A 20,075-nucleotide genomic window follows, 5' to 3' on the forward strand; every position below is an offset into this window, starting at 1 on the left:
GATGCGCGCCGCCATAGCGCCTGCGCGCCTCAAGTCAAATGCGAAGGCGCGAAAATGGGACAGTGGCCGGAATCTTTCTTGTAGACGCGATCATCCGGCGCGGGATACATTGAGTTGCAGCCGCGTTCTGATGCAAGGAGCGGGCTCTGCAGAGATGATAAGGGTCGCTCGCTCTGACGTTCGTCGTTGCATCCAAGCTGATGTAAAGCTCGGGGGTATTTCCGATTTTTGCGTCGATGCCGTGATATGTGTCTGAGGAGGAAGAGACGATGCGCCCAGTGTCCAACCTCGCGACCGGCAAGTCATTTGACCCGGCCTTAAGGGGTTACATCATTCATTATCATCCGGGGGAAGCCAATCATTGCCCCAGTTGCGGCCGCAGCCAGTGGATGGTCGGCCGTCTGATGGCGGAATGCGCCTATTGCGAAACCGCGCTGCCGCTGGAGAATAATCGGGGGTTCGGAGCCTGTGCGCGCTTTGTCAGCACGCATGACGTCATGACGTCCTACGACCCTCGCGACTCGATCAATCCCTGACGGGAAGAAGGCCGCTGGCCGTCAGGCCGCGGCCACCCCTTCCACCTCCACTATGCCATCCCCGGCATAATAGCCCTGCACCCGCACCCGTTTTTCGACATGATCGACGGGGACGCGCAGCAGCACCAGCCGGAAACTGCCGCCCAGATCGCGCTGGAGCAGGAATCCGGCCTCATCGCGTATCAACCGACCGGTTTCGTCCACTCCAGCGCCAATATCAGTCATAGCGCATCAATCTATCGCGTTCTTGATGCCCTTGCCAGCCAATAGGCCAAGGACGAGGAAGATCGCGAACAACGCGATCGCCAGCACGAACAGGAACTTGGCGATGCCGACAAATGTGCCCGCTGCACCGCCAAAGCCCAATATGGCCAGTATGGCGGCGATCACGAGCGAAATGATGGCCAGACGGATCATGCGACACTCCTTCCGTTGAAAGACCTAGGTTTTCCAACGGATGGTGAGGCGGCGGGTTCCGGCGAGCGCCGCTTCTGCGAAGTTGCAATATCAAATCCTGCCCATGCCGGGCATGGGCGGGATTTGGGCCGATGCGCGCTATCATCTATTTGCGTCACTCATTTGAAATATTCTGCTTCCTCATAACTGCAATTCGGCATCAAACGGCTGGCAGCTGCCATAGCCTGCATCTTCAAGAGGACATTTTGACCTATTGGAGGCCTGCCCGATGAAATTCACCCGTCTGATGAGCGTGACCCTGATCGCGGGCGTCGCCGTTGCCGCCGCCGCGCCGCTGAGCGCGCACGGCATCTGGTTCGCGCAGCGCGCCAAGCAGTTGGCGCTGATCTATGGCGTGGGCGCGGACGATCTGGACGCGGTGAAGCGCCTGCCGCTGGTCAAGACCGTGACCGGCTATGACAGCGACTGGGCGCCGGTGAACACCTCGCTGCGGGCGGCGGGCGCGATCCCCGTGGTCGACAGCGACGAGCCGATCGCCGCCGTCGCCGCGATCATGGACTATGGCTATTGGAGCAAGACGCCCGACGGCGAATGGCATAATAAGGGCCGCGACGAAGTGCCCAACGCCACGCTGGCCGAACATAATTTCAAATATGCCGTGCATCTGACCCAGGTGCCGACCAAGCCGGTTCCGCTGTTGGAAGGCCACACGCTCCAACTGGTGCCCGCCGACCTCGCCATCCCGCAGAAGATGGGCGAGCCGATGAAGGTGCGCGTCTATTACAAGGGCAAGCCGATCGCCGGTGCGACCGTCATGCAGGATTATGTGAACGATCCCGACGAAGCCGCGCCCGCCAAGACCGGCCCGGACGGCACCGCGACGATCAAGCTGCGCAACCAGGGCATCAACGTGCTGATGGCGATCTATGTCGGCCAGACTACCGACAAGAAGGTCGATCATGAGGAATATCGCGCCTCGCTGTCCTTCGTGCTGCCGCATCTGCCGGAATAAGCCCCCTTCCCCCTTTCACGGAGACTTCCCATGAAGATCGATCTTTTCCGTAGCTGCATCGCCGCCCTCGCCCTGATCGCCGCCCCGGCGGTCGTCCACGCCCATGGCAGCATGAAGCCGCAGCATGGCGGGATGGTCCAGATGACGGGCGAAACCATGTTCGAGCTGGTCACCGGCCCCAAGGGCGTCGACGTGTATCTCAGCGAAGAGGATGAGCCGATCCCGGCCGCCGGCTACACCGCCAAGCTGACGCAGACCGCGGCGGGCAAGAAGACCGAAGCGGCGCTGAAGGCCGCAGGCGGCAACAAGCTCAGCGCGCCGGGCTTCAAGGCGGCCAAGGGCGCGAAGATCGTCGTCGCGCTGATCGACAAGAACGGCGCCAAGACCTTCGCCACCTTCCAGACGAAGTAAGAACGGCCATGCACAGCGCGACCCTTAACCCGCTTCTCAGTCCCACGATGCGGCGGGTCGCGCTGCTGGCTCTGGGGCTGGTGTTGGCGCTCATGAGTTCCACGCTCTGGGCGCATGGCGTCAACGAAAACGACAAGGCCTTCATCGAAGGCGCCTCGGGCGTCAACATCATTCCCTATATGTATCTCGGTGCCAAGCATATGGTCACCGGATACGACCATCTGCTGTTCCTCGCCGGGGTCATCTTCTTCCTCTACCGGCTGAAGGATGTCGGCGCCTATGTGACTTTGTTCGCCATCGGGCACAGCACGACGCTGCTGCTGGGCGTGATCTTCGACATTCGCGCCAATCCCTTCATCATCGACGCAATCATCGGCCTGTCGGTGGTCTATAAGGCGATCGACAATCTCGACGGCTTCCGTACCTGGCTGGGCTTTTCGCCCAATCCCAAGGCGGCGGTGCTGATCTTCGGCTTCTTCCACGGCTTTGGCCTCGCCACCAAGCTCCAGGAACTGACGCTGGCGAAGGACGGGATGATCCCCAACCTCATCAGCTTCAACATCGGCGTCGAAATGGGCCAGTTCATGGCGCTGACCATCATCCTGCTGCTGATGAACCTCTGGCGCATGAGCGACAGTTTCCGCCGCAGCGCCATCCTCGCCAATGCCGCGCTGATGACCGCCGGCTTCGTCCTCATCGGCTACCAGCTGGCCGGCTATTTCACCCAAGGGGCCTGACATGAACACGCAGAGTATTTCCGCGCTTCCTGCCCAAATTTCGCCCTCCCCCTCCACGCTCGCCAAGGCGACCGGCGGCGCGGTGATCGCCGCCGCCGCGATCCTGACGCTGTTCGTGCTGCCCGCCGAATATGGCATCGATCCCACCGGCGTCGGCACGGCACTGGGCCTCACCGGCATGGTCGCGGGCAAGGCGCAAGCGGCGCCTGCCGCCCCCGCCCCCGTCACGGCGAGCGATATTCCCACGCCCAGCAAGGCCAGCATCTCCAAGTCCACGCCCTGGCGTCAGGATGAAATGACCATCAGCCTGCCCCCGCACAGCGGTCAGGAGGTGAAGGCGCATATGGAAAAGGGGGACAGCTTCATCTTCACATGGAAGTCGAGCGGCCCGATCAAGGCGGAGATGCATGGCGAGGAGCTGAACGCCGCCAACGACGCCTTCACCGATTATTGGAAGGAGCTGGAGATCAACGGCGGTCAGGGCGACTTCACCGCCCCCTTCGGCGGCATCCACGGCTGGTATTTCCGCAACAAGGGCGAAACGCCCGTGACCGTCACCGTCAAGACGGTCGGCTTCTACAAGGATCTCTATCAGCCCAAGGCTGAGTGAGCGTATAAGGAATAAGAGGACAGGTGCCATGAGCAGTATCGCGGGCCAAGCGCCCCCCATAAGCCTTCGGGCTTCCGCCTCCCCCATGGACGCCGCCAAGGCGCGCACGCGACTGATCGCCATCGATGCGCTGCGGGGTCTCGTCATGCTGTTCATGCTGGTCGACCATGTGCGTGAAACCTGGTTCCTGCACTTGCAGGTCACGGACCCGGTGAACGCCAACACGACCGATCCGGGGCTGTTCTTCACCCGCCTGCTCTCGACCTTCTGCGCGCCGACCTTCGTGGCGCTGACCGGGCTTTCCGCCTGGCTCTACGGTCAGTCGCACAGCAAGGGGCAGGTATCGGAATTCCTGTTCAAGCGCGGCCTGTTCCTGATTTTCCTGGAGTTTACGGTCGTCGGCTATGCCTGGCCGACGCAGGCGCCCGCTTTCCCGCCGACGGCAATCTGGTTGCAGGTGATCTGGGCGATCGGCCTCAGCATGATCGCGCTGGCCGCGCTGCTCCATCTGCCGCGACCGGCACAATTTGCCGTGGGCCTGGCCATCGTCTGCCTGCACAATCTGCTCGACCCCATCAGGCTGACGGCGGACTCCCCCTATTTCATCCCCTGGGCGCTGCTGCACCAGCGCGACAAGTTCGAAATCGCCGGCACCCTGTTCAAGACGACCTATCCGGTCCTGCCGTGGATCGGCGTGATCCTGCTCGGCTATGCCTGCGGGCCGTGGTTCGCCAAGGGCAGCGATCCGGAAAAGCGCATCAAGCGGCTGGTCATGCTGGGCCTCGGCCTCCTCATCGGTTTCGTCCTGATCCGCACCCTGAACGTCTACGGCGACAAGCCATGGTTCATCGCGGAAACGCCGCTGCGCACGGTGATGAGCTTCCTGGCGCTCACCAAATATCCGCCCTCGCTGCTGTTCCTGATGCCGACGATCGGCACAGGCTGCCTGCTGCTGGCGGCGTTCGAAGCCTGGCAGGACAGCAAGGCGATGCCGCACCTCGCTCTGCTGGGCGGCGCGCCGATGTTCTATTACGTCCTGCACCTCTACACGCTGAAGGTCATCTACAATGTCGCGCTGGTCCTTTACGGCCCGACCAAGGGCACGGTGTTCGGCGTCGATCATCTGCGCTGGGTGTGGATCTGGGTCTTCATCCTGATCCCGGTGCTTTACTTCCCCACGCGCTGGTTCGCGCAGCTCAAGCAGCGGCGCAAGGACATCTGGTGGCTTAAATATCTCTGATCCCGAGTGCCTGCGGGTTCCCTGGCCGCCTTCCACCCGGAAGGCGGCCTTTTTCTTGGGATTTCGGGGGTGCGAAGACGCTGGAAAACAGCCCGGTGAATCCTGCCGTCCAAGACCCCTTTTCCCTATTTTTCACTGTGGGGAGTGCCAAGTTTGACGTAATATTTCTGCAATGCAGACATAGCCTGCATTCAACAAGAGGTGAAAAAACACCCCGTGACCGGCCCCGGAGAAAAGGACCCAAAAGATGTCCGACTGGAGAGAAAGAAAAGATAAGGCCGGCTCACCCCGTTTCGCAGGACATATGGGAACAGCGATTTTAATAGGGGTAAGCATTATGCGCAAAAATTCGGCTTTTCGTCTGGCCTTGACTGCCAGCGCCGCCGCCATCGCCTTCGCACCGGGCGTTCAGGCCCAGACGGCAGCAACAACAGAAATCGTCGTCACCGCCATGAAGCGCCAATATTTTGGCGACACGCCGGTCAAGGAAATCCCGCAGGCGGTGCAGTTCCTGGAAGGCAAGCTGCTCGACGATCTCAACATCACCCGCCTCGACACCGCGCTGGAACTGGCGAGCGGCGTGTCGAAGCAGAATAATTTCGGCGGCCTGTGGGACAGCTTCGCCATTCGCGGCTTTGCCGGGGACGAGAATTTCCCGAGCGGCTTCCTGGTGAACGGCTTCAACGGCGGCCGTGGCTATGGCGGCCCGCGTGACGCTTCGAATGTCGAGCGGATCGAAGTGCTCAAGGGTCCGAACTCGGCGCTGTTCGGGCGCGGCGAGCCGGGCGGCACGATCAACATCGTCACCAAGAAGCCGGTGCTGGAAAAGACCTTCGGCAGCTTCGGCATCGCGGGCGGCAGCTGGAACAATTATCGGGTCGAGGGCGATTTCAACCTGCCGATCAACGATATGTTCGCGGTGCGCCTGAACGGCGCGGCAGAAGATGCCGACAGCTTCCGCGACACGGTCCACACCCGCAAATATGTGCTGACGCCGTCCTTCCTTGCAAAATTCTCGGACAAGGATCTGTTCACCTATGAAATGGAATATGTGAACCAGGAAGTGCCGTTCGAGCGTGGTGTGGTCGCAATCCCGACCGTGCAGAGCAATGGCAGCATCTCCTATAATCTGGGCGCCATCCCCAATTCGCGTTTCCTGGGCAACCCCAATGACGGCCCGACCAAGGTCAAGGTGCTGGGCCATCAGGCGCAATATCAGCATGACTTCAGCGACGACTGGACGCTGATGCTGGGTGCAGGCTACAAAGATACGATCTTCCGGGGCTTTTCCAGCGATCCGGAACTGGTCCTCAGCCGCCAGCGGCTCGACAATGATGGCATGACCCTGTCCCGTCAGCGCCGCTATCGCGACTACAGCACCAGCCATATGGTGTTCCGTGGTGAAATCAGCGGCAAGATCGAAACGGGATCGATCGTCCACAATATCCGCATCGGCGGCGATTGGGACCGGTTCAAGATCGACACCTATCAGACCCGCTATCGGCCGAGCGCTGCGGATCAGTCCTATTCGATCAATATCTTCAATCCGAACTATAACATCCCTGCACCGACCCCGACTACGGTGATCCAGAATTCGACCGAGATCCAGAAGGCCTGGGGCATCTATGCCCAGGACCAGGTCGAGATCACCGAACAGTTCAAGGTTCGCTTCGGCGGTCGCTATGACGATTTCGCGCAGGATATCGATCTGCGGGTGAACAACACCAATCCGAAGAAGTCCTACACCAAGTTCAGCCCAATGGCCGGTCTGGTGTTCGAGCCGACGAGCAGCATTTCGCTCTATGCCAGCTATGGCAAGGGTTTCCGCCCGAACAGCGGCGTCGGTTTCGACGGCAACCCCTTCGACCCGGAAATCAGCAAGTCCTATGAAGTCGGCGGCAAGTTCGTGACGCCCGACGGCAAGATCACCAGCACGATTTCGCTCTACAAGATGAAGAAGAGCAACGTGCTGACCACTGATCCGGTCAATGCGGGCTTCTCCAAGCCGGTCGGTTCGGCCGAGAGCAAGGGCGTCGAATTCGACCTCAATGCCAAGCTGCCCGCCGGGTTCGAGCTGTTCCTGACCTATGCCTATACCGATGCGGGCTGGGCGACCAACGCGCTCGACCCCAACTTCTCGCAGCCGATCCGCAAGGGCGATCCGCTGATCAACATTCCCAAGCATCAGGCCAATGCCCTGTTGTTCAAGAATTTCTCGATCGGCAATCATGAAGCGATGCTGGGCGCGGGCGTGAATTATGTCGGGCGGCGGCTGGGCGAGACGGCGACGACCTTCTTCCTGCCCAGCTATACGCTGGTGAAGGTCATAGGTTCGTTCAACATCACCGACCAGATCAAGCTGTCAGCCGACGTCAACAACCTGTTCGACAAGAAATATTACGCCAGCTCCTATGCGGCGCTGTGGGTCCAGCCGGGTGCGCCGCGCTCCTTCACGGTCCGCGCGACGTTCGATTTCTGATCTGCTGACATTCGGAACCTTTGGTTCCGATTGGCCGCCGGCGACCTGCCCTCCAAGCCTGAAGGGTCGCCGGCGGTCTTTCCATGTTAGGAAAAGACCATGAACCGGGCGCGATGGCTTCGCCTTCACAAATATATCGGCCTTGCCATGGCCGCGTTCCTGCTTGTGCAGGCGACGACCGGAATGCTGCTGCTCTATCGCGGGCCGGTGGCGCGCTGGATCGATCCGGCGGGGCTGGTCAGCCATGGCACGGCGCCCGATATTTCGGCCGGGACAGCGGTGGCCAGGGCGGAGCGGGCATTGCCCGGCTTTGCCGTCGCGCGCCTCTTCGCGCCCGATGTCGAGGGAGCGACTTACCTTGCGGAACTGACCGATGCACGCGGAGCGACGCGCTATGCGTCGGTCGATCCGGCGGGCGGCGGCGTACTGCGCAAGGGGTCAGTCTGGGCCTTTCCGGTCGAAGCCGCGCTTCAACTCCATTACCGGCTGATGGCGGGCAAGGCCGGAATGGCGGTCGTGCTGCTCAATGCGCTGGCCCTGTTGGCGATGGCGGGGACAGGCCTGGCCTATTGGTGGCCCAAAAAGGGGCCTATCTCGAAGCAGCTCTCGGTCCGCTGGAATATGGCCTTCCGGCTGGTGCTGCGGCAGTTGCATCGGACGGTAGGGGTGCTGATGTCCGTCCTGCTGGGCTTCATGGCGGTGACGGGCTTGTTGCTGGTGGTGCCGGAACTGATCGGCGCGGACGCCCCCGCCCTTCAGCGGCCCGCTGCGAGCGCCCCCGCGATCGACCGGGCGTTGACGCTGGCGCAGAGCGCTTTTCCCGACAGTGCCTTGCGCGATTTCCGCCTGACCGATGAGCGGCTGGTCGCCAATTTCCACGCGCCCGAGCGCAACCCCCGCGCCGTGCATCGCGCCATCGTGACGCTGACCGATCCGCATATCGTCAGCGCGACGCGGGCGGAGAAGAATGGTGCGCTCTGGATGACGGTGCTGCCGCTGCACACGGGCAACAGTCTCGGCATGACCGGCCCGATGGTGTTGATGCTGGTCGCGCTGGCGCTGCTCACCCTTACCCTTTCCGGACCGCTGATGTGGTGGCAGGCTCAGGCCATGCGCCGCCGGTCCGCCGCAAGAAAGCAGATGGCATGACCTTGCTCTATACATCCGATCCCGAACGCGGGCGCATCTGGCGGGAAATCTTCGCTGCCGAAGCGCCGGACATCGCCTTTGTGACGCCGGAAGAAATGAACGATCCTGCGGCGATCCGCTATCTTGCGGCCTGGGATCCGTCGCGTGAATTGCTGGAGCGGTTGACGAGCCTGCAAGCGCTGTTCTCGGTCGGCGCCGGGATCGACCAGTTCGACATGAGCAAGCTGCCGCCCTATGTCCGGCTGGTGCGGATGATCGAGCCGGGGATCGTTGAGGGCATGGTCGAATATGCCTGCGGGGCAGTGCTGACATTGCATCGGGGCTTCATCGACTATGGCCTGGCGCAAAGGGAGCATCGCTGGGCGCCGGTCAAGCTGGTGCCTGCCGCCGAGCGGCGGGTGGGCGTGATGGGGCTGGGGCAATTGGGCCAGGCGGTGCTGAAGGCGGTGCGCCCCTTCGGCTTCGCGCTTTCGGGCTGGAGCCGGACTCGGCATGAGATTGAGGGCGTCGCGTGCCATGCGGGCGAGGCGGAGTTGGACACGTTTCTGGCGCACTGCGACATCCTTATCTGCCTGGTGCCGCTGACGGCGGAGACGCGCGGCATTTTGTGCCGGAAGACTCTATCGAAACTGCCGCGCGGCGCCGTGCTTATCAATGTCGGGCGCGGCGGGCATCTGGTGGAGCATGATCTGCTGTCCTTGCTCGATGAGGGTCATCTTTCCGCTGCGATTCTGGATGTGACAGAGCCGGAGCCGCTGCCGCAGGAGCATCCGTTTTGGGATCATCCCCGCATCCTGCTGACGCCCCATATCGCCAGCATGACTCGGGCCGACACTGCCGCACGGGCGCTGATCGCCAATATCCGCAAGTTTGAGGCTGGCCTGCCAATGGACGGCGAAGTCCGCCCAGATCGGGGTTACTAACTCTCTTATCGTCGTTCCCGCCTTCGCGGGAGCGACGAAGGAGGAAGAAGAATGGCGATATTATCTGCTGCTTCCTGATCGTTCACCCCGCTCAAAACCCTCCTTCATCAACCCGATCGCTCTCCCGATTGGCCGACAGCAAACTATGCCGAAAGATCGTGATAAAAGGTCCAAATCTGCGCCCCATCGCAAGCCAATCGGAGACATGTTCCGGACAGCCCATGTCGTAATGGCTTCATCGAAACGGCCCACCGGCCATGCTCAACCAAGGGGAGTTCCACCCATGCCCAACTTCCGTCCCAAATATATCAGCTTCGACTGCTACGGCACGCTGACCCGCTTCCGCATGACCGAGATGGCGACCGCCTTCATGGCCGATCGCGTCGCCGCCGAAGACCTGCCCGCCTTCTGCAAGGACTGGGGCGCCTATCGGCTGGATGAAGTGCTGGGCGCATGGAAGCCCTATCAGGAGGTCATCCGCAACTCCGTTCGCCGCACCTGCAAGAAATGGGGCGTGGAATATCGGGAAGCCGACGCCGACGCAGTCTATAACGCCGTGCCGACCTGGGGTCCGCATGAGGATGTGCCGGGCGGCCTTTCCAAGATCGGGGACAAGATTCCGCTCGTCATCCTGTCCAATGCGATGAACGACCAGATCCATCACAATGTCGCCATGCTGGGCGCGCCCTTCCACGCCGTGTATACCGCGCAGATGGCGCAGGCCTACAAGCCCCGGATGCAGGCGTTCGAATATATGTTCGACCAGCTCGGCGCGAAGCCCGAAGAGATGATGCACGTCTCCTCCAGCTTTCGTTACGACCAGAATACCGCGACCGACTTGCGCTTTGGCTGCCGCGTGTTCGTGGGGCGCGGGCATGAGCCGTCCAACCCCTTCTATCGCGACGTCGAAATCCCGCATATCGGCGCTCTGCCGGCGGTCGTGGGTCTCTGATCCCAGCGATGAGCGCATCCCCCCTCTCCTACTGGCTCGCAAGCGCACCCGCCTTCACCGGCGGGGCGCAAGGGTCCGTCGACGGCAAGGCCGACGTCGCCATTATCGGCGGCGGCTTTACCGGGCTTTCGGCGGCGCTGGCGCTGGCCAAGCGCGGCGCGAGCGTCGTGCTGCTGGAGGCGGGGCGCGTGGTCGGGGAAGCTTCGGGTCGCAACGGGGGCCAGTGCAACAACGGCACGGCCCACGACTATGGCGCTCTCTCCGCCCGTTTCGGCAAGGATGTCGCCAAGGCCTATTATCGCGCCCATTGCGACGCGGTGGATATGGTCGAGCGGATCGTGGCGGAGGAAGGCATTGATTGCGCCTTCAACCGCTGCGGCCGGGTGAAGCTCGCCGCCAAGCAGAAACATTATGAAAAGCTGGTCCGCGCCCATGACCTGCTTGTCCGCGAGGTGGATGAGAATGTCCGCCTCGTGCCGCCGGAGCGCATCCGTGAGGAAGTGGGATCGAACGCCTTTCACGGCGCGCTGATCCAGACGACCAGCGCACAGCTCAACCCGGCGCGCTTTGGTGTCGGCCTCGCGGAAGCGGCAGCGCGGACGGGCGCGAAAATCTATGAAAATGCCGAAGTCACCGGACTGGATCGGCTGGCGAGCGGCTGGCGGGTAACGACGCCCAAAGGGCAGGTCACGGCCTCCCAGGTGCTGGTCGCGACCGGGGGTGCGCCTGCTGCCGCGCCCTTCGGTTTCTTCCGGCGGCGGATCGTGTCGGTGGGAAGCTTCATCATCGCGACCAAACCGCTCGACAATGGGCTGATCGACAGGCTGCTGCCCGGACGGCGCAACTATGTGACCAGCAAGAATATCGGCAATTATTTCCGCCTGACCGCCGACGACCGGCTGATCTTCGGCGGGCGGGCCCGCTTTGCGATCAGCGATCCGCGCTCCGACCTGAAAAGCGGGCACATCCTCGAACAGACGATGGCTGAAATCTTCCCGGCGCTGAAGGGCGTGGGCGTCGATCATGTCTGGGGCGGGATGGTGGACCTGACCGCCGACCGCCTGCCGCGCGCGGGCGAGCAGGACGGGCTTTTCTATTCCATGGGCTATAGCGGCCATGGCGTGCAGATGGCGACCTATATGGGCCAGATGATGGCGCGGGTGATGGGTGGGGAAACCTCCGCCAATCCGTGGGACGGCCTCGCCTGGCCGAGCGTGCCCGGCCATTTCGGCAAGCCCTGGTTCCTGCCGATCGTCGGCCTGTGGTATAAATGGCAGGACGTGATCCATTGATGGACGATTTCTCCTTTTCCCGGCGGAACATGCTGGGCGCGCTGGGGGCAGGATTGCTGCTGCCCGAAACCGCGCTCGCGGCGCCCCGGCCGCGCATCGGCGGGCGCATCCGCGTGGCGAGCCTATCCAGCTCCACCGCCGACACGCTCGATCCGGCCAAGGGCGCGCTGTCGACCGACTATGTGCGGCACTATATGTTCTATAACGGGCTGACCCAGCTCGACCGCAACCTGATCCCCCGCCCCGCTTTGGCCGAGCGGATCGAGAGCAAGGACCAGCAAAACTGGCATGTCCGCCTGCGCCGGGGCGTGACCTTCCATGATGGCGCGACGTTGAGCGCGAAGGATGTGGCCTGGTCGCTCCAGCGGCACAAGGATCCCGCGACCGGCTCCAAAATGGCGACCATTGCCGAGCAGTTCGCGGAAGTGAAAGCAACCGGCCCGCTGGACCTGACGATCCGCCTGACCGGCCCCAATGCCGACTTGCCGACCATCCTCGCCCAGTCGCATTTCCTGATCCTGCGCGCAGGGACGAAGGATTTCCACAGCGCCAACGGCACCGGCCCCTATCGCTGCGCCCAGTTCCGCCCCGGCGTGCGCACGCTCGCCCGGCGCAACCCGAATTACTGGCGCAACGGCAAGCCCTATCTGGAAGAGATCGAACTGATCGGCATCCCCGACGAGGTCAGCCGGGTCAATGCGCTGCTGTCGGGCGACGTGCACCTCATCATCGCGGTCAATCCACGATCGACCAAGCGTGTCCGCGCCTCCAGCCGCCATGCGCTGCTGGAAAGCAAGTCCGGCCTCTACACCAACCTCATCATGCGGCAGGACAGCGCGCCGACGAACAATCCCCATTTCGTCGCGGCGATGAAATATCTGGTCGACCGGCCTCTCATCAAGCGGGCGCTTTATCGCGACTATGCGACCATCGCCAACGACCATCCAATCCCGCCCTTCCATCCCTATTATCGCGCCGACCTGCCGCAGACATCGCTCGATCTCGACAAGGCGAAATGGCACCTTCAGCGCGCCGGGCTCAGCGGCGTGCGGTTGCCCGTCTATGCCTCCCCGGCGGCGGACGGATCGGTCGACATGGCGTCGATCATGCAGGAATATGGCTCGCGCGTCGGGCTGAACCTGGCGGTCAACCGGGTGCCGGCCGACGGATACTGGTCGACCCACTGGATGAAGCACCCGCTGACCTTCGGCAACACCAACCCGCGCCCGACCGCCGACCTCGTCTTCAGCCTCTTCTACAAGTCCGACGCGGACTGGAACGAGTCCGGCTGGAAGAACCCGCATTTCGACAGGCTGCTCATCGAAGCGCGGGGCGAAGCGGATCAGGCCCGCCGCAAGCAGCTTTACGGCGAAATGCAGGGGCTGGTGCATGATCGCTGCGGCGTCGCCATCCCGGTCTTCATCAGTCTGATCGACGGTTACGACCGGCGTTTGAAGGGACTGCAATCCATGTCGACAGGCGGCCTGATGGGCTATCAATTTGCCGAACATGTGTGGTGGGAAGGCTGATGGCGCCCAATTCTTCATCTCCATCCTCCTCTTCCGGCGCGAAGGCGGCGCTTGCGCTGATTGGCAAGCGCTTTGCCTCGTCGCTCCTGACATTGCTCCTGGTGTCGCTGGTGGTCTTCACCATCGCGCAACTCCTCCCCGGCGACGCCGCGCAGGAGGCGCTGGGCCAAAGCGCCACCGCTGAGCAGGTCGCCGCGCTGCGCCATGACATGGGCCTCGATCGGCCCGCGCATGAACGCTATGTAAGCTGGCTAAGCGGCATGGTGAGCGGCGATCCCGGCCAGTCGCTGGTCGCCAATCTGCCCGTATCCGAAGTCATCTCCAGCCGCCTGCCTAACAGCCTGCTGCTGGCGGCGCTCAGCGCCTTGGTCGCGGTGCCGGTGGCGCTTTCCATCGGCATCGGTTCCGCGATGAACCGGGGCGGCAAGCTCGACAGGGCGCTCAATATCTCAACCCTCTCCATGGTCGCGGTGCCGGAATTTCTGGTGGCGACGCTGGCGGTTCTGATCTTCTCGGTGAAGCTGCGCTGGCTGCCCTCCATCGCCCTGGTCGCGGACGATATGAGTTGGGGCGATTATCTGCGCGGCGCGGCGATGCCGATCCTTGCCTTAAGCATCGTCGTCATCGCCCAGATGGCCCGCATGACCCGCGCCGCCGTGATCGACCAGATGGACCGGCCTTACGTCGAAATGGCGGTGCTGAAGGGCGTGGCTCCGGTCCGGGTCGTGCTCAGGCACATCATGCCCAACGCGGTCGCGCCGATCGTCAATGCGATGGCGCTCAGCCTTTCCTACCTGTTGGGCGGCGCGATCATCGTCGAGACCATCTTCAACTATCCCGGCCTCGCAAGCCTGATGGTGAACGCCGTCACCAGCCGCGACATGCCGCTGCTGCAGGCCTGCGCGATGATCTTCTGCGCGGCCTATCTCATCCTCATGCTGATCGCGGACGTCACCGCCATCCTCGCCAACCCCAGGCTGCGAGCCCAATGACCGCTTCCTCCCTCCGCTGGGCCAAAGCCCTTCCGCTGTCCGCCAAGATCGGGCTGATCTTCGTCCTCTTCTGGCTGGCCGTCGCGGTCTTCGGGCCGATTCTCGCGCCCTATCCGGTCGGCGCTTTCGTCGCCTATGACGTGTTCGACGGGATGTCGGCACAGCATTGGCTGGGCAGCGACTATCTCGGCCGCGACGTGCTGAGCCGCCTGCTGTCGGGAGCGCGCTATACGGTGGGCCTTGCCGCCGCCGCCGCGATGCTGGCGAGCGCGACCGGCACGGCGCTGGCCCTCACCGCAGCCGTGGGCGGGCCGAAGGTGGACGAGCCGCTGTCGCGCTTCATGGACACGCTGATCTCGATCCCGTCCAAGATCTTCTCGCTGGTTCTGGTGGCGGCGTTCGGCTCCTCGCTGGGGCTGCTGCTGCTGATCGCGGCTGTGACCTATGTGCCGGGCAATTACCGCATCGCCAGAGCGCTGGCGGTGAACCTCGTGCAGATGGACTATGTGCAGGTCGCCCGCGCCCGAGGCGAAGGGCGCTTTCACCTCGCGTGGAAGGAAATATTGCCGAACATGATCCACCCGCTGCTCGCGGATTTCGGGCTGCGCTTCGTGTTCATCGTGCTGCTGCTATCGGGCCTGTCGTTCCTGGGCCTTGGCGTGCAGCCGCCGGATGCGGACCTGGGTTCGCTGGTGCGTGAGAATATCTCGGGCCTTGGCGAAGGCGCCCCCGCCATATTAGTGCCCGCCATTGCGATCGCGACGCTGACCGTCAGCGTCAACCTGCTGATCGACGGGCTGAAGGGGAAGCGCGCATGACCGCTCATGTCGAAGAAGCCCATGTCGAGGTCAGGAGCCTGCGCGTCACCGCCCGCAATGCGGCGGGCGAAGTCTTCCCCATCGTCAGCGAGATCGACTTTGCCCTGAAGCGGGGCGAAGTGCTGGCGCTGATCGGAGAATCCGGCTCGGGCAAGACGACCATAGCGTTGACCATGCTCGGGCACGCCCGGCCCGGCGCGAAGATCGCTGGCGGCAGCATCCGCGTGGGCGAGTCCGAAATCCTCTCGCTCGACGCCAGAGGCCTTGCCGCCCTGCGCGGCAACCGCATCGCCTATATCGCGCAGTCGGCCGCCTCTGCCTTTAACCCCTCTCGCACGATCATGGATCAGGTGATCGAACCGGCGCTGATCCACAATCTCATGTCGCGCGCGGAGGCTCAGAAGAAGGCGATCGAGCTGTTTCGTGCGTTGGCTTTGCCCTTCCCCGACACCATCGGCTCGCGCTATCCGCACCAGCTTTCGGGCGGGCAATTGCAGCGGCTGATGGCGGCGATGGCGCTCGTCACCGATCCTGAGCTGGTGATCCTCGACGAGCCGACCACCGCGCTCGACGTCACCACCCAGATCGAGGTGCTGCGCGCCTTCAAGGCGGTGGTGCTGGAGCGCGGCGCGACGGCCATCTATGTGTCGCACGATCTGGCTGTGGTCGCGCAGATGGCGGATCAGATAGTGGTGCTGAACCAGGGCCGTATCCGGGAAAAAGGCGCGGCGGATCAGATACTGCACCGTCCCGCCGACGACTATACCAAGACGCTGATGGCCGCAGCCCGGCCCGCCGTGCGCCCGGCGCCCAGCCAAGCCGACCTACCCGCCGCGCCCTTGCTCGAAATCCGTGGGCTGACGGCGGGCTATGGCAAGATCGGCAAGGATGGCCGCCCGCGCATTCCGGTATTGCGCGACATCAACTTGCGCATGGAGCGCGGCGCCACTCTGGGCGTGATCGGAGAATCCGGATCGGGCAAGTCCACCATGGCACGCGTCATCGCGGGCCTGCTGCCCCCCGCGCAGGGCGAGGTTCTGCTGAACGGCGAGCCTTTGCCGCCGGGCCTCAAAGGCCGCAGCCGCGACCAGTTCCGGCGCATCCAGTTGGTGTTCCAGAATGCCGACACCGCGCTCAACCCGGCCCATTCGGTGGGCAATATCCTGTCCCGCCCGCTGACCTTCTATCATGGCCTGAAAGGGAATGCGGCGCGGCTTCGGGTGCTGGAACTGCTCGACCTCATCCGCCTGCCCGCCTCGGTGATCGACCGGCGCTGCGGCGAACTGTCCGGCGGGCAGAAGCAGCGCATCAACCTCGCCCGCGCCTTGGCCGCCGACCCCGAACTGATCCTTTGCGACGAGGTGACGTCGGCGCTCGATACGGTTGTGGGCGCGGCGATCCTCGACCTGATGGCGGAACTGCGCAAGGAACTGGGCGTCGCCTATATGTTCATCAGCCACGACATCTCGACCGTGCGCGCCATATGCGACGACATACTCGTCCTCTATTCGGGCACGATGGTGGACATGGGCAAGCGGGAGGCGTTCCGTGCCGCACCCTTCCACCCCTATACCGACCTGCTGATCGGCTCCGTCCCGGAAATGCGCGCCGGCTGGCTGGAGGAAAGCGGCGCAGGCCGTTCGCTTCCCCCGATCGGCGCATCAGCCGATGAACCTGACCTCTGCCGTTTCCTGCCCCGCTGCCCGGCGCGGATCGACGGGCTGTGCAACGTCACGCCACCGCCGCGCCACAAGCTGTCCAAGGGCAACGGCATCCTATGCCACCATGGAGAAGAAACTTTGACGCAAGTCCAGGGCGTCGCCGCATGAGCGGGCGCTTCGTTCGTCTGGGGGAAACCGATCGTCCTCCGGTCACGCTGCATGTCGACGGCCAGTCGGTGACGGCGCTGGAGGGCGACACGCTGATGGTCGCGCTGCTCAGCAGCGGCGGCACGCTGCGCCAGTCGGAGTTCGGAGATGGCCGCCGCGCAGGCTTCTGCCTGATGGGCGCCTGTCAGGATTGCTGGGTGTGGACGGAGGGCGGTGACCGCCTGCGCGCCTGCTCCACGCTCGCGGCTGCGGGCCAGCGCATCCTCACCAGCCAGCCGGAGGCGACATGGCCGAACCACGCATAATCATCGTCGGCGCAGGGCCATCCGGCGTGCGGGCGGCGGAAGCGGTGGTGAAGGCGGGCCTGCGCCCCATCGTCATCGACGAGGCGCGGCGCGCTGGCGGGCAGATCTACCGCCGTCAGCCGGATAATTTCACGCGGCCCTATGAGAAGCTCTACGGCACCGAGGCCGGGCGGGCGAAGGCGCTGCACGACAGTTTCGATGCGCTGAAGGGGCAGATCGACTATCGGCCGGAAACATTGGTGTGGAACATTGCCGACCGCCAGGTCTGGACGGCTTGCGGCCATGTTCAGGACACGCTGCCCTATGATGCGCTAATCCTTTGCACCGGCGCGACGGATCGGCTGATGCCGGTCAAGGGCTGGAATTTGGCGGGCACCTACAGCCTTGGCGGATCGCAGGTGGCGCTCAAGTCGCAGGCCGTGTCGATCGGGCATGAAGTGGTGTTCATGGGGTCCGGGCCGCTGCTTTATCTCGTCGCCGCGCAATATGTGGAGGCCGGGGCGAAGGTCGCTGCCGTCCTCGACACCTCGCCGGCGGGCGCCCGGATCAAGGCGCTGCCCGACCTTCTCGCCATGCCTTCGGTGCTGTGGAACGGCATCCAGCTCACGCGCAAGCTCGGCAAAGCGGGCGTTCCCGTGCTCCACCAGATCACCCCCGTAGAGATCATGGGCGATGCGGACAGCGGCGTGAACGGCGTCCGCTTCCGCACTGCTTCGGGTGAGGAAAGGACGATTGCCTGCGATGCGGTGGCGGTCGGCTACCACCTCCGTCCCGAAACCCAACTGGCCGATCTGGCGCGCTGCGAATTCGCCTTCGACGCGGGGACGCATCAGTGGCTTCCCAAGCGCGACCAGGATGGGCGAGCCAGCATGGCGGGCGTCTATCTGGCGGGCGACGGCGCGAAAATCCTCGGCGCGCGTTCGGCGGAGGCGAGCGGGAAGCTGGCCGCCCTGGCCGCGCTCTCCGATCTCGGCTTGGCGGTGGACCGCGGCGAGATGACGGCGCTGCGGCGAGATGTGGCGGGCTATGCGAAGTTTGCGCGGGGGCTGGCCAAGGCTTTTCCCTGGCCCGCCAATCAGGCGGCGGCCCTGCCCGACGAGGCGATTGTCTGCCGCTGCGAGGCCGTCAGCGCGGGCGATTTGCGTGCGGTGATGCGCGAAACCGGCGCGATAGAAGCCAATCGCGCCAAAGCCTTCAGCCGCGTGGGCATGGGGCGCTGTCAGGGGCGCTATTGCGGCCTCGCGGCGGCGGAACTCATCGCCGCCGAGGCCAATATCCCGGTCGAGCAGGTCGGCCGTCTGCGCGGGCAAGCGCCGGTCAAACCCCTGCCCATCGCCATCGGAGAAGAATAATGAGCGGGGCAAGCGACGTCATCATCGTGGGCGGCGGCCTCATGGGCAGCTCCGCCGCCCTGTTCCTGCGCGGCCATGGGCTGTCGGTCACGCTGCTGGAAACCGACCTGATCGGGCGGCAGGCGAGCGGCACCAATTTCGGCAATGTTCGGCGGCAGGGGCGTGCGCTGCATCAACTTCCGCTCGCCAATCGCGCCATCGCCATCTGGCGCAAGTCGCGGGAATTGCTGGGCGCGGATGTGGAATATCTCCAGTCGGGGCATATCCGCGTCTGCTATCGCGACCGGCCCGAACTGGTCGGCGCGATGGAGGATTATGCCGACAAGGCGCGGCTTGAGGGGCTGGACCTCGAACTACTGACAGGCAACGCGCTGCGGGCGAAATTTCCCTTTTTCGGGGCCGATGTGCTGGCGGGTTCCTATTCCGCGATGGATGGGCATGCCAACCCCCGCCTCGCCGCGCCTGCCTTTGCGCGGGCGGCACAACGGATGGGTGCTGCGATCCACGAGAATACGAAGATCGTGGACGCGCAGAAGGTGGGTGAGGATTTCCTCGTCAGCGCCGAGGATGGCCGCAAATTCCGCGCACCGATATTGCTGATCACGGCGGGCGCCTGGGGCAATGCGCTGTCCTCGCAATTTGGCGAGCCGGTGCCCATCGTTCCCAAAGGGCCGAATATGAGCGTCACCGAACCGGTGCCCTATGCGATCCACCCCGCTGTCGGCGTCATGACGCCACTGGAGGAGGAAACCGTCTATTTCCGGCAAGTCGCACGCGGCAATATCGTGCTGGGCGGGAGTACGCGGGGACCGTCCTATCCGGACGACTATCGCAGCTATGTTTTGCCGCAGAATACGCTGAGCCAGTTGAAGCAGATCCGACGACTGGCGCCTGCGCTCGGCAAGCTCAACATCATCCGCGTATGGTCGGGGATCGAGGGCTATATGCCCGACAGCCAGCCGGTCATGGGGCCGAGCGCCACGACCAGCGGGCTTTATTATGCCTTCGGCTTTTCGGGTGCAGGCTTCCAGATCGGGCCGGGCGTGGGCGAGACGATGGCGGAAATCATTGCCAAGGGTGGGACGGATATTCCGATGGAGCCGTATCAGATTGGGCGTTTCGCGGAATAAGCCTCTCTAGAGCGCGCTGCGCTAAATCAGACGCAGGGCTCGCGCTCTAGTTCTTTGTTGTCGCATCGTTTTTTGCGCAAAGCCGGTTCCCACTTTTGCGCTCGATGCTTGTCTTATGACATTGTTGTCCGTTTGGGTCAGGATGAGATGCCCGTTCCGGGGTGGCCACCCCGGAACGGGTGGAAGGGGACGGATCGCGCATCGATGCCGGTCGATCAGGGACCGGGTTAGAGTTGGATCGCCCCTTTCTTTTCCTTCAGGCCCGAACGGATACCGGGGCTTTGTGGCCCGGATGACAAGCATGGGACACGGAAAAGATGAGCAATGATCTACCACAAACCCTTGGCATCGACATCTCCAAA

20 protein-coding genes are annotated in these 20,075 nt (G+C 63.5%); 18 read left to right on the forward strand and 2 right to left on the reverse strand.

What is annotated here, in order from left to right; all coding sequences use genetic code 11:
- Positions 1–269: 269 nt before the first annotated feature.
- Entirely contained in the window at positions 270–536 is a 267-nt protein-coding gene (locus HHL26_RS11075) for a hypothetical protein (RefSeq protein WP_066558443.1), read from the forward strand.
- 21 nt (positions 537–557) lie between these two features.
- On the opposite strand, the gene HHL26_RS11080 is transcribed toward HHL26_RS11075, so the two are convergent.
- Together HHL26_RS11080 and HHL26_RS11085 are read right to left on the reverse strand one after the other, a co-directional pair.
- Positions 558–761, reverse strand: coding sequence for a DUF5818 domain-containing protein (locus HHL26_RS11080; RefSeq protein ID WP_066558445.1), 204 nt, complete (start codon positions 759–761; stop codon positions 558–560).
- Positions 762–767: 6 nt separating this feature from the next.
- A complete protein-coding gene (locus tag HHL26_RS11085; RefSeq protein WP_066558449.1) occupies positions 768–953 on the reverse strand; it encodes a DUF1328 domain-containing protein in 186 nt (61 codons plus the stop codon).
- Between the two features lie 268 nt (positions 954–1,221).
- Between HHL26_RS11085 and HHL26_RS11090 the strand changes: the two genes are divergently transcribed.
- The 17 genes from HHL26_RS11090 to HHL26_RS11170 all read left to right on the forward strand — a co-directional run bounded on the left by HHL26_RS11090 (position 1,222) and on the right by HHL26_RS11170 (position 19,713).
- The gene (locus HHL26_RS11090; RefSeq protein ID WP_066558451.1) at positions 1,222–1,965 is read left to right on the forward strand and encodes a DUF4198 domain-containing protein; all 744 of its coding nucleotides are present in this window, start codon (positions 1,222–1,224) and stop codon (positions 1,963–1,965) included.
- Positions 1,966–1,995: 30 nt separating this feature from the next.
- Positions 1,996–2,376, forward strand: coding sequence for a hypothetical protein (locus tag HHL26_RS11095; protein ID WP_066558453.1), 381 nt, complete (start codon positions 1,996–1,998; stop codon positions 2,374–2,376).
- 47 nt (positions 2,377–2,423) lie between these two features.
- The gene (locus tag HHL26_RS11100; protein ID WP_066558455.1) at positions 2,424–3,113 is read left to right on the forward strand and encodes a HupE/UreJ family protein; all 690 of its coding nucleotides are present in this window, start codon (positions 2,424–2,426) and stop codon (positions 3,111–3,113) included.
- A 1-nt stretch (position 3,114) separates the two neighbouring features.
- The gene (locus HHL26_RS11105; RefSeq protein WP_169576100.1) at positions 3,115–3,723 is read left to right on the forward strand and encodes a hypothetical protein; all 609 of its coding nucleotides are present in this window, start codon (positions 3,115–3,117) and stop codon (positions 3,721–3,723) included.
- A 28-nt stretch (positions 3,724–3,751) separates the two neighbouring features.
- Positions 3,752–4,963, forward strand: coding sequence for a heparan-alpha-glucosaminide N-acetyltransferase domain-containing protein (locus tag HHL26_RS11110; RefSeq protein WP_169576101.1), 1,212 nt, complete (start codon positions 3,752–3,754; stop codon positions 4,961–4,963).
- Between the two features lie 337 nt (positions 4,964–5,300).
- Positions 5,301–7,442, forward strand: a complete 2,142-nt coding sequence (locus HHL26_RS11115) for a TonB-dependent siderophore receptor (RefSeq protein ID WP_066558464.1) — start codon at positions 5,301–5,303, stop codon at positions 7,440–7,442.
- A 99-nt stretch (positions 7,443–7,541) separates the two neighbouring features.
- Complete coding sequence (locus HHL26_RS11120; protein ID WP_066558468.1) at positions 7,542–8,591, forward strand: PepSY-associated TM helix domain-containing protein; 1,050 nt, start codon at positions 7,542–7,544, stop codon at positions 8,589–8,591.
- Positions 8,588–9,514: a glyoxylate/hydroxypyruvate reductase A gene (locus tag HHL26_RS11125; protein WP_066558470.1), complete on the forward strand. Its 927-nt coding sequence runs from the start codon at positions 8,588–8,590 to the stop codon at positions 9,512–9,514. Before HHL26_RS11120 ends, HHL26_RS11125 begins: the two co-directional genes overlap by 4 nt.
- Positions 9,515–9,797: 283 nt before the next feature.
- Positions 9,798–10,466 carry a haloacid dehalogenase type II gene (locus HHL26_RS11130; protein WP_066558472.1) on the forward strand — a complete coding sequence of 223 codons (669 nt, stop codon included), beginning with the start codon at positions 9,798–9,800 and terminating at the stop codon, positions 10,464–10,466.
- An 8-nt stretch (positions 10,467–10,474) separates the two neighbouring features.
- Positions 10,475–11,758 carry an FAD-binding oxidoreductase gene (locus HHL26_RS11135; protein WP_066558476.1) on the forward strand — a complete coding sequence of 428 codons (1,284 nt, stop codon included), beginning with the start codon at positions 10,475–10,477 and terminating at the stop codon, positions 11,756–11,758.
- Entirely contained in the window at positions 11,758–13,287 is a 1,530-nt protein-coding gene (locus HHL26_RS11140; protein ID WP_066558482.1) for an ABC transporter substrate-binding protein, read from the forward strand. The genes HHL26_RS11135 and HHL26_RS11140 overlap by 1 nt, the downstream gene beginning before the upstream one ends.
- Positions 13,287–14,279, forward strand: a complete 993-nt coding sequence (locus HHL26_RS11145) for an ABC transporter permease (protein ID WP_066558488.1) — start codon at positions 13,287–13,289, stop codon at positions 14,277–14,279. The genes HHL26_RS11140 and HHL26_RS11145 overlap by 1 nt, the downstream gene beginning before the upstream one ends.
- Positions 14,276–15,097 (forward strand): ABC transporter permease, encoded by an 822-nt coding sequence (locus HHL26_RS11150; protein WP_066558490.1) that lies wholly within the window; start codon positions 14,276–14,278, stop codon positions 15,095–15,097. Before HHL26_RS11145 ends, HHL26_RS11150 begins: the two co-directional genes overlap by 4 nt.
- Positions 15,094–16,926, forward strand: coding sequence for an ABC transporter ATP-binding protein (locus HHL26_RS11155; protein WP_066558492.1), 1,833 nt, complete (start codon positions 15,094–15,096; stop codon positions 16,924–16,926). Before HHL26_RS11150 ends, HHL26_RS11155 begins: the two co-directional genes overlap by 4 nt.
- Complete coding sequence (locus HHL26_RS11160; protein WP_066558500.1) at positions 16,923–17,231, forward strand: (2Fe-2S)-binding protein; 309 nt, start codon at positions 16,923–16,925, stop codon at positions 17,229–17,231. The genes HHL26_RS11155 and HHL26_RS11160 overlap by 4 nt, the downstream gene beginning before the upstream one ends.
- On the forward strand, positions 17,213–18,583 hold the full coding sequence (locus HHL26_RS11165; protein WP_066558501.1) for an FAD/NAD(P)-binding oxidoreductase: 1,371 nt from the start codon (positions 17,213–17,215) through the stop codon (positions 18,581–18,583). The genes HHL26_RS11160 and HHL26_RS11165 overlap by 19 nt, the downstream gene beginning before the upstream one ends.
- Positions 18,583–19,713, forward strand: a complete 1,131-nt coding sequence (locus HHL26_RS11170; RefSeq protein WP_066558505.1) for an FAD-binding oxidoreductase — start codon at positions 18,583–18,585, stop codon at positions 19,711–19,713. Before HHL26_RS11165 ends, HHL26_RS11170 begins: the two co-directional genes overlap by 1 nt.
- Positions 19,714–20,075 lie beyond the last annotated feature (362 nt).

Origin of the sequence: Sphingobium sp. TB-6, from assembly GCF_012927365.1 — a bacterium.
Classification (GTDB): Bacteria; Pseudomonadota; Alphaproteobacteria; order Sphingomonadales; family Sphingomonadaceae; genus Sphingobium.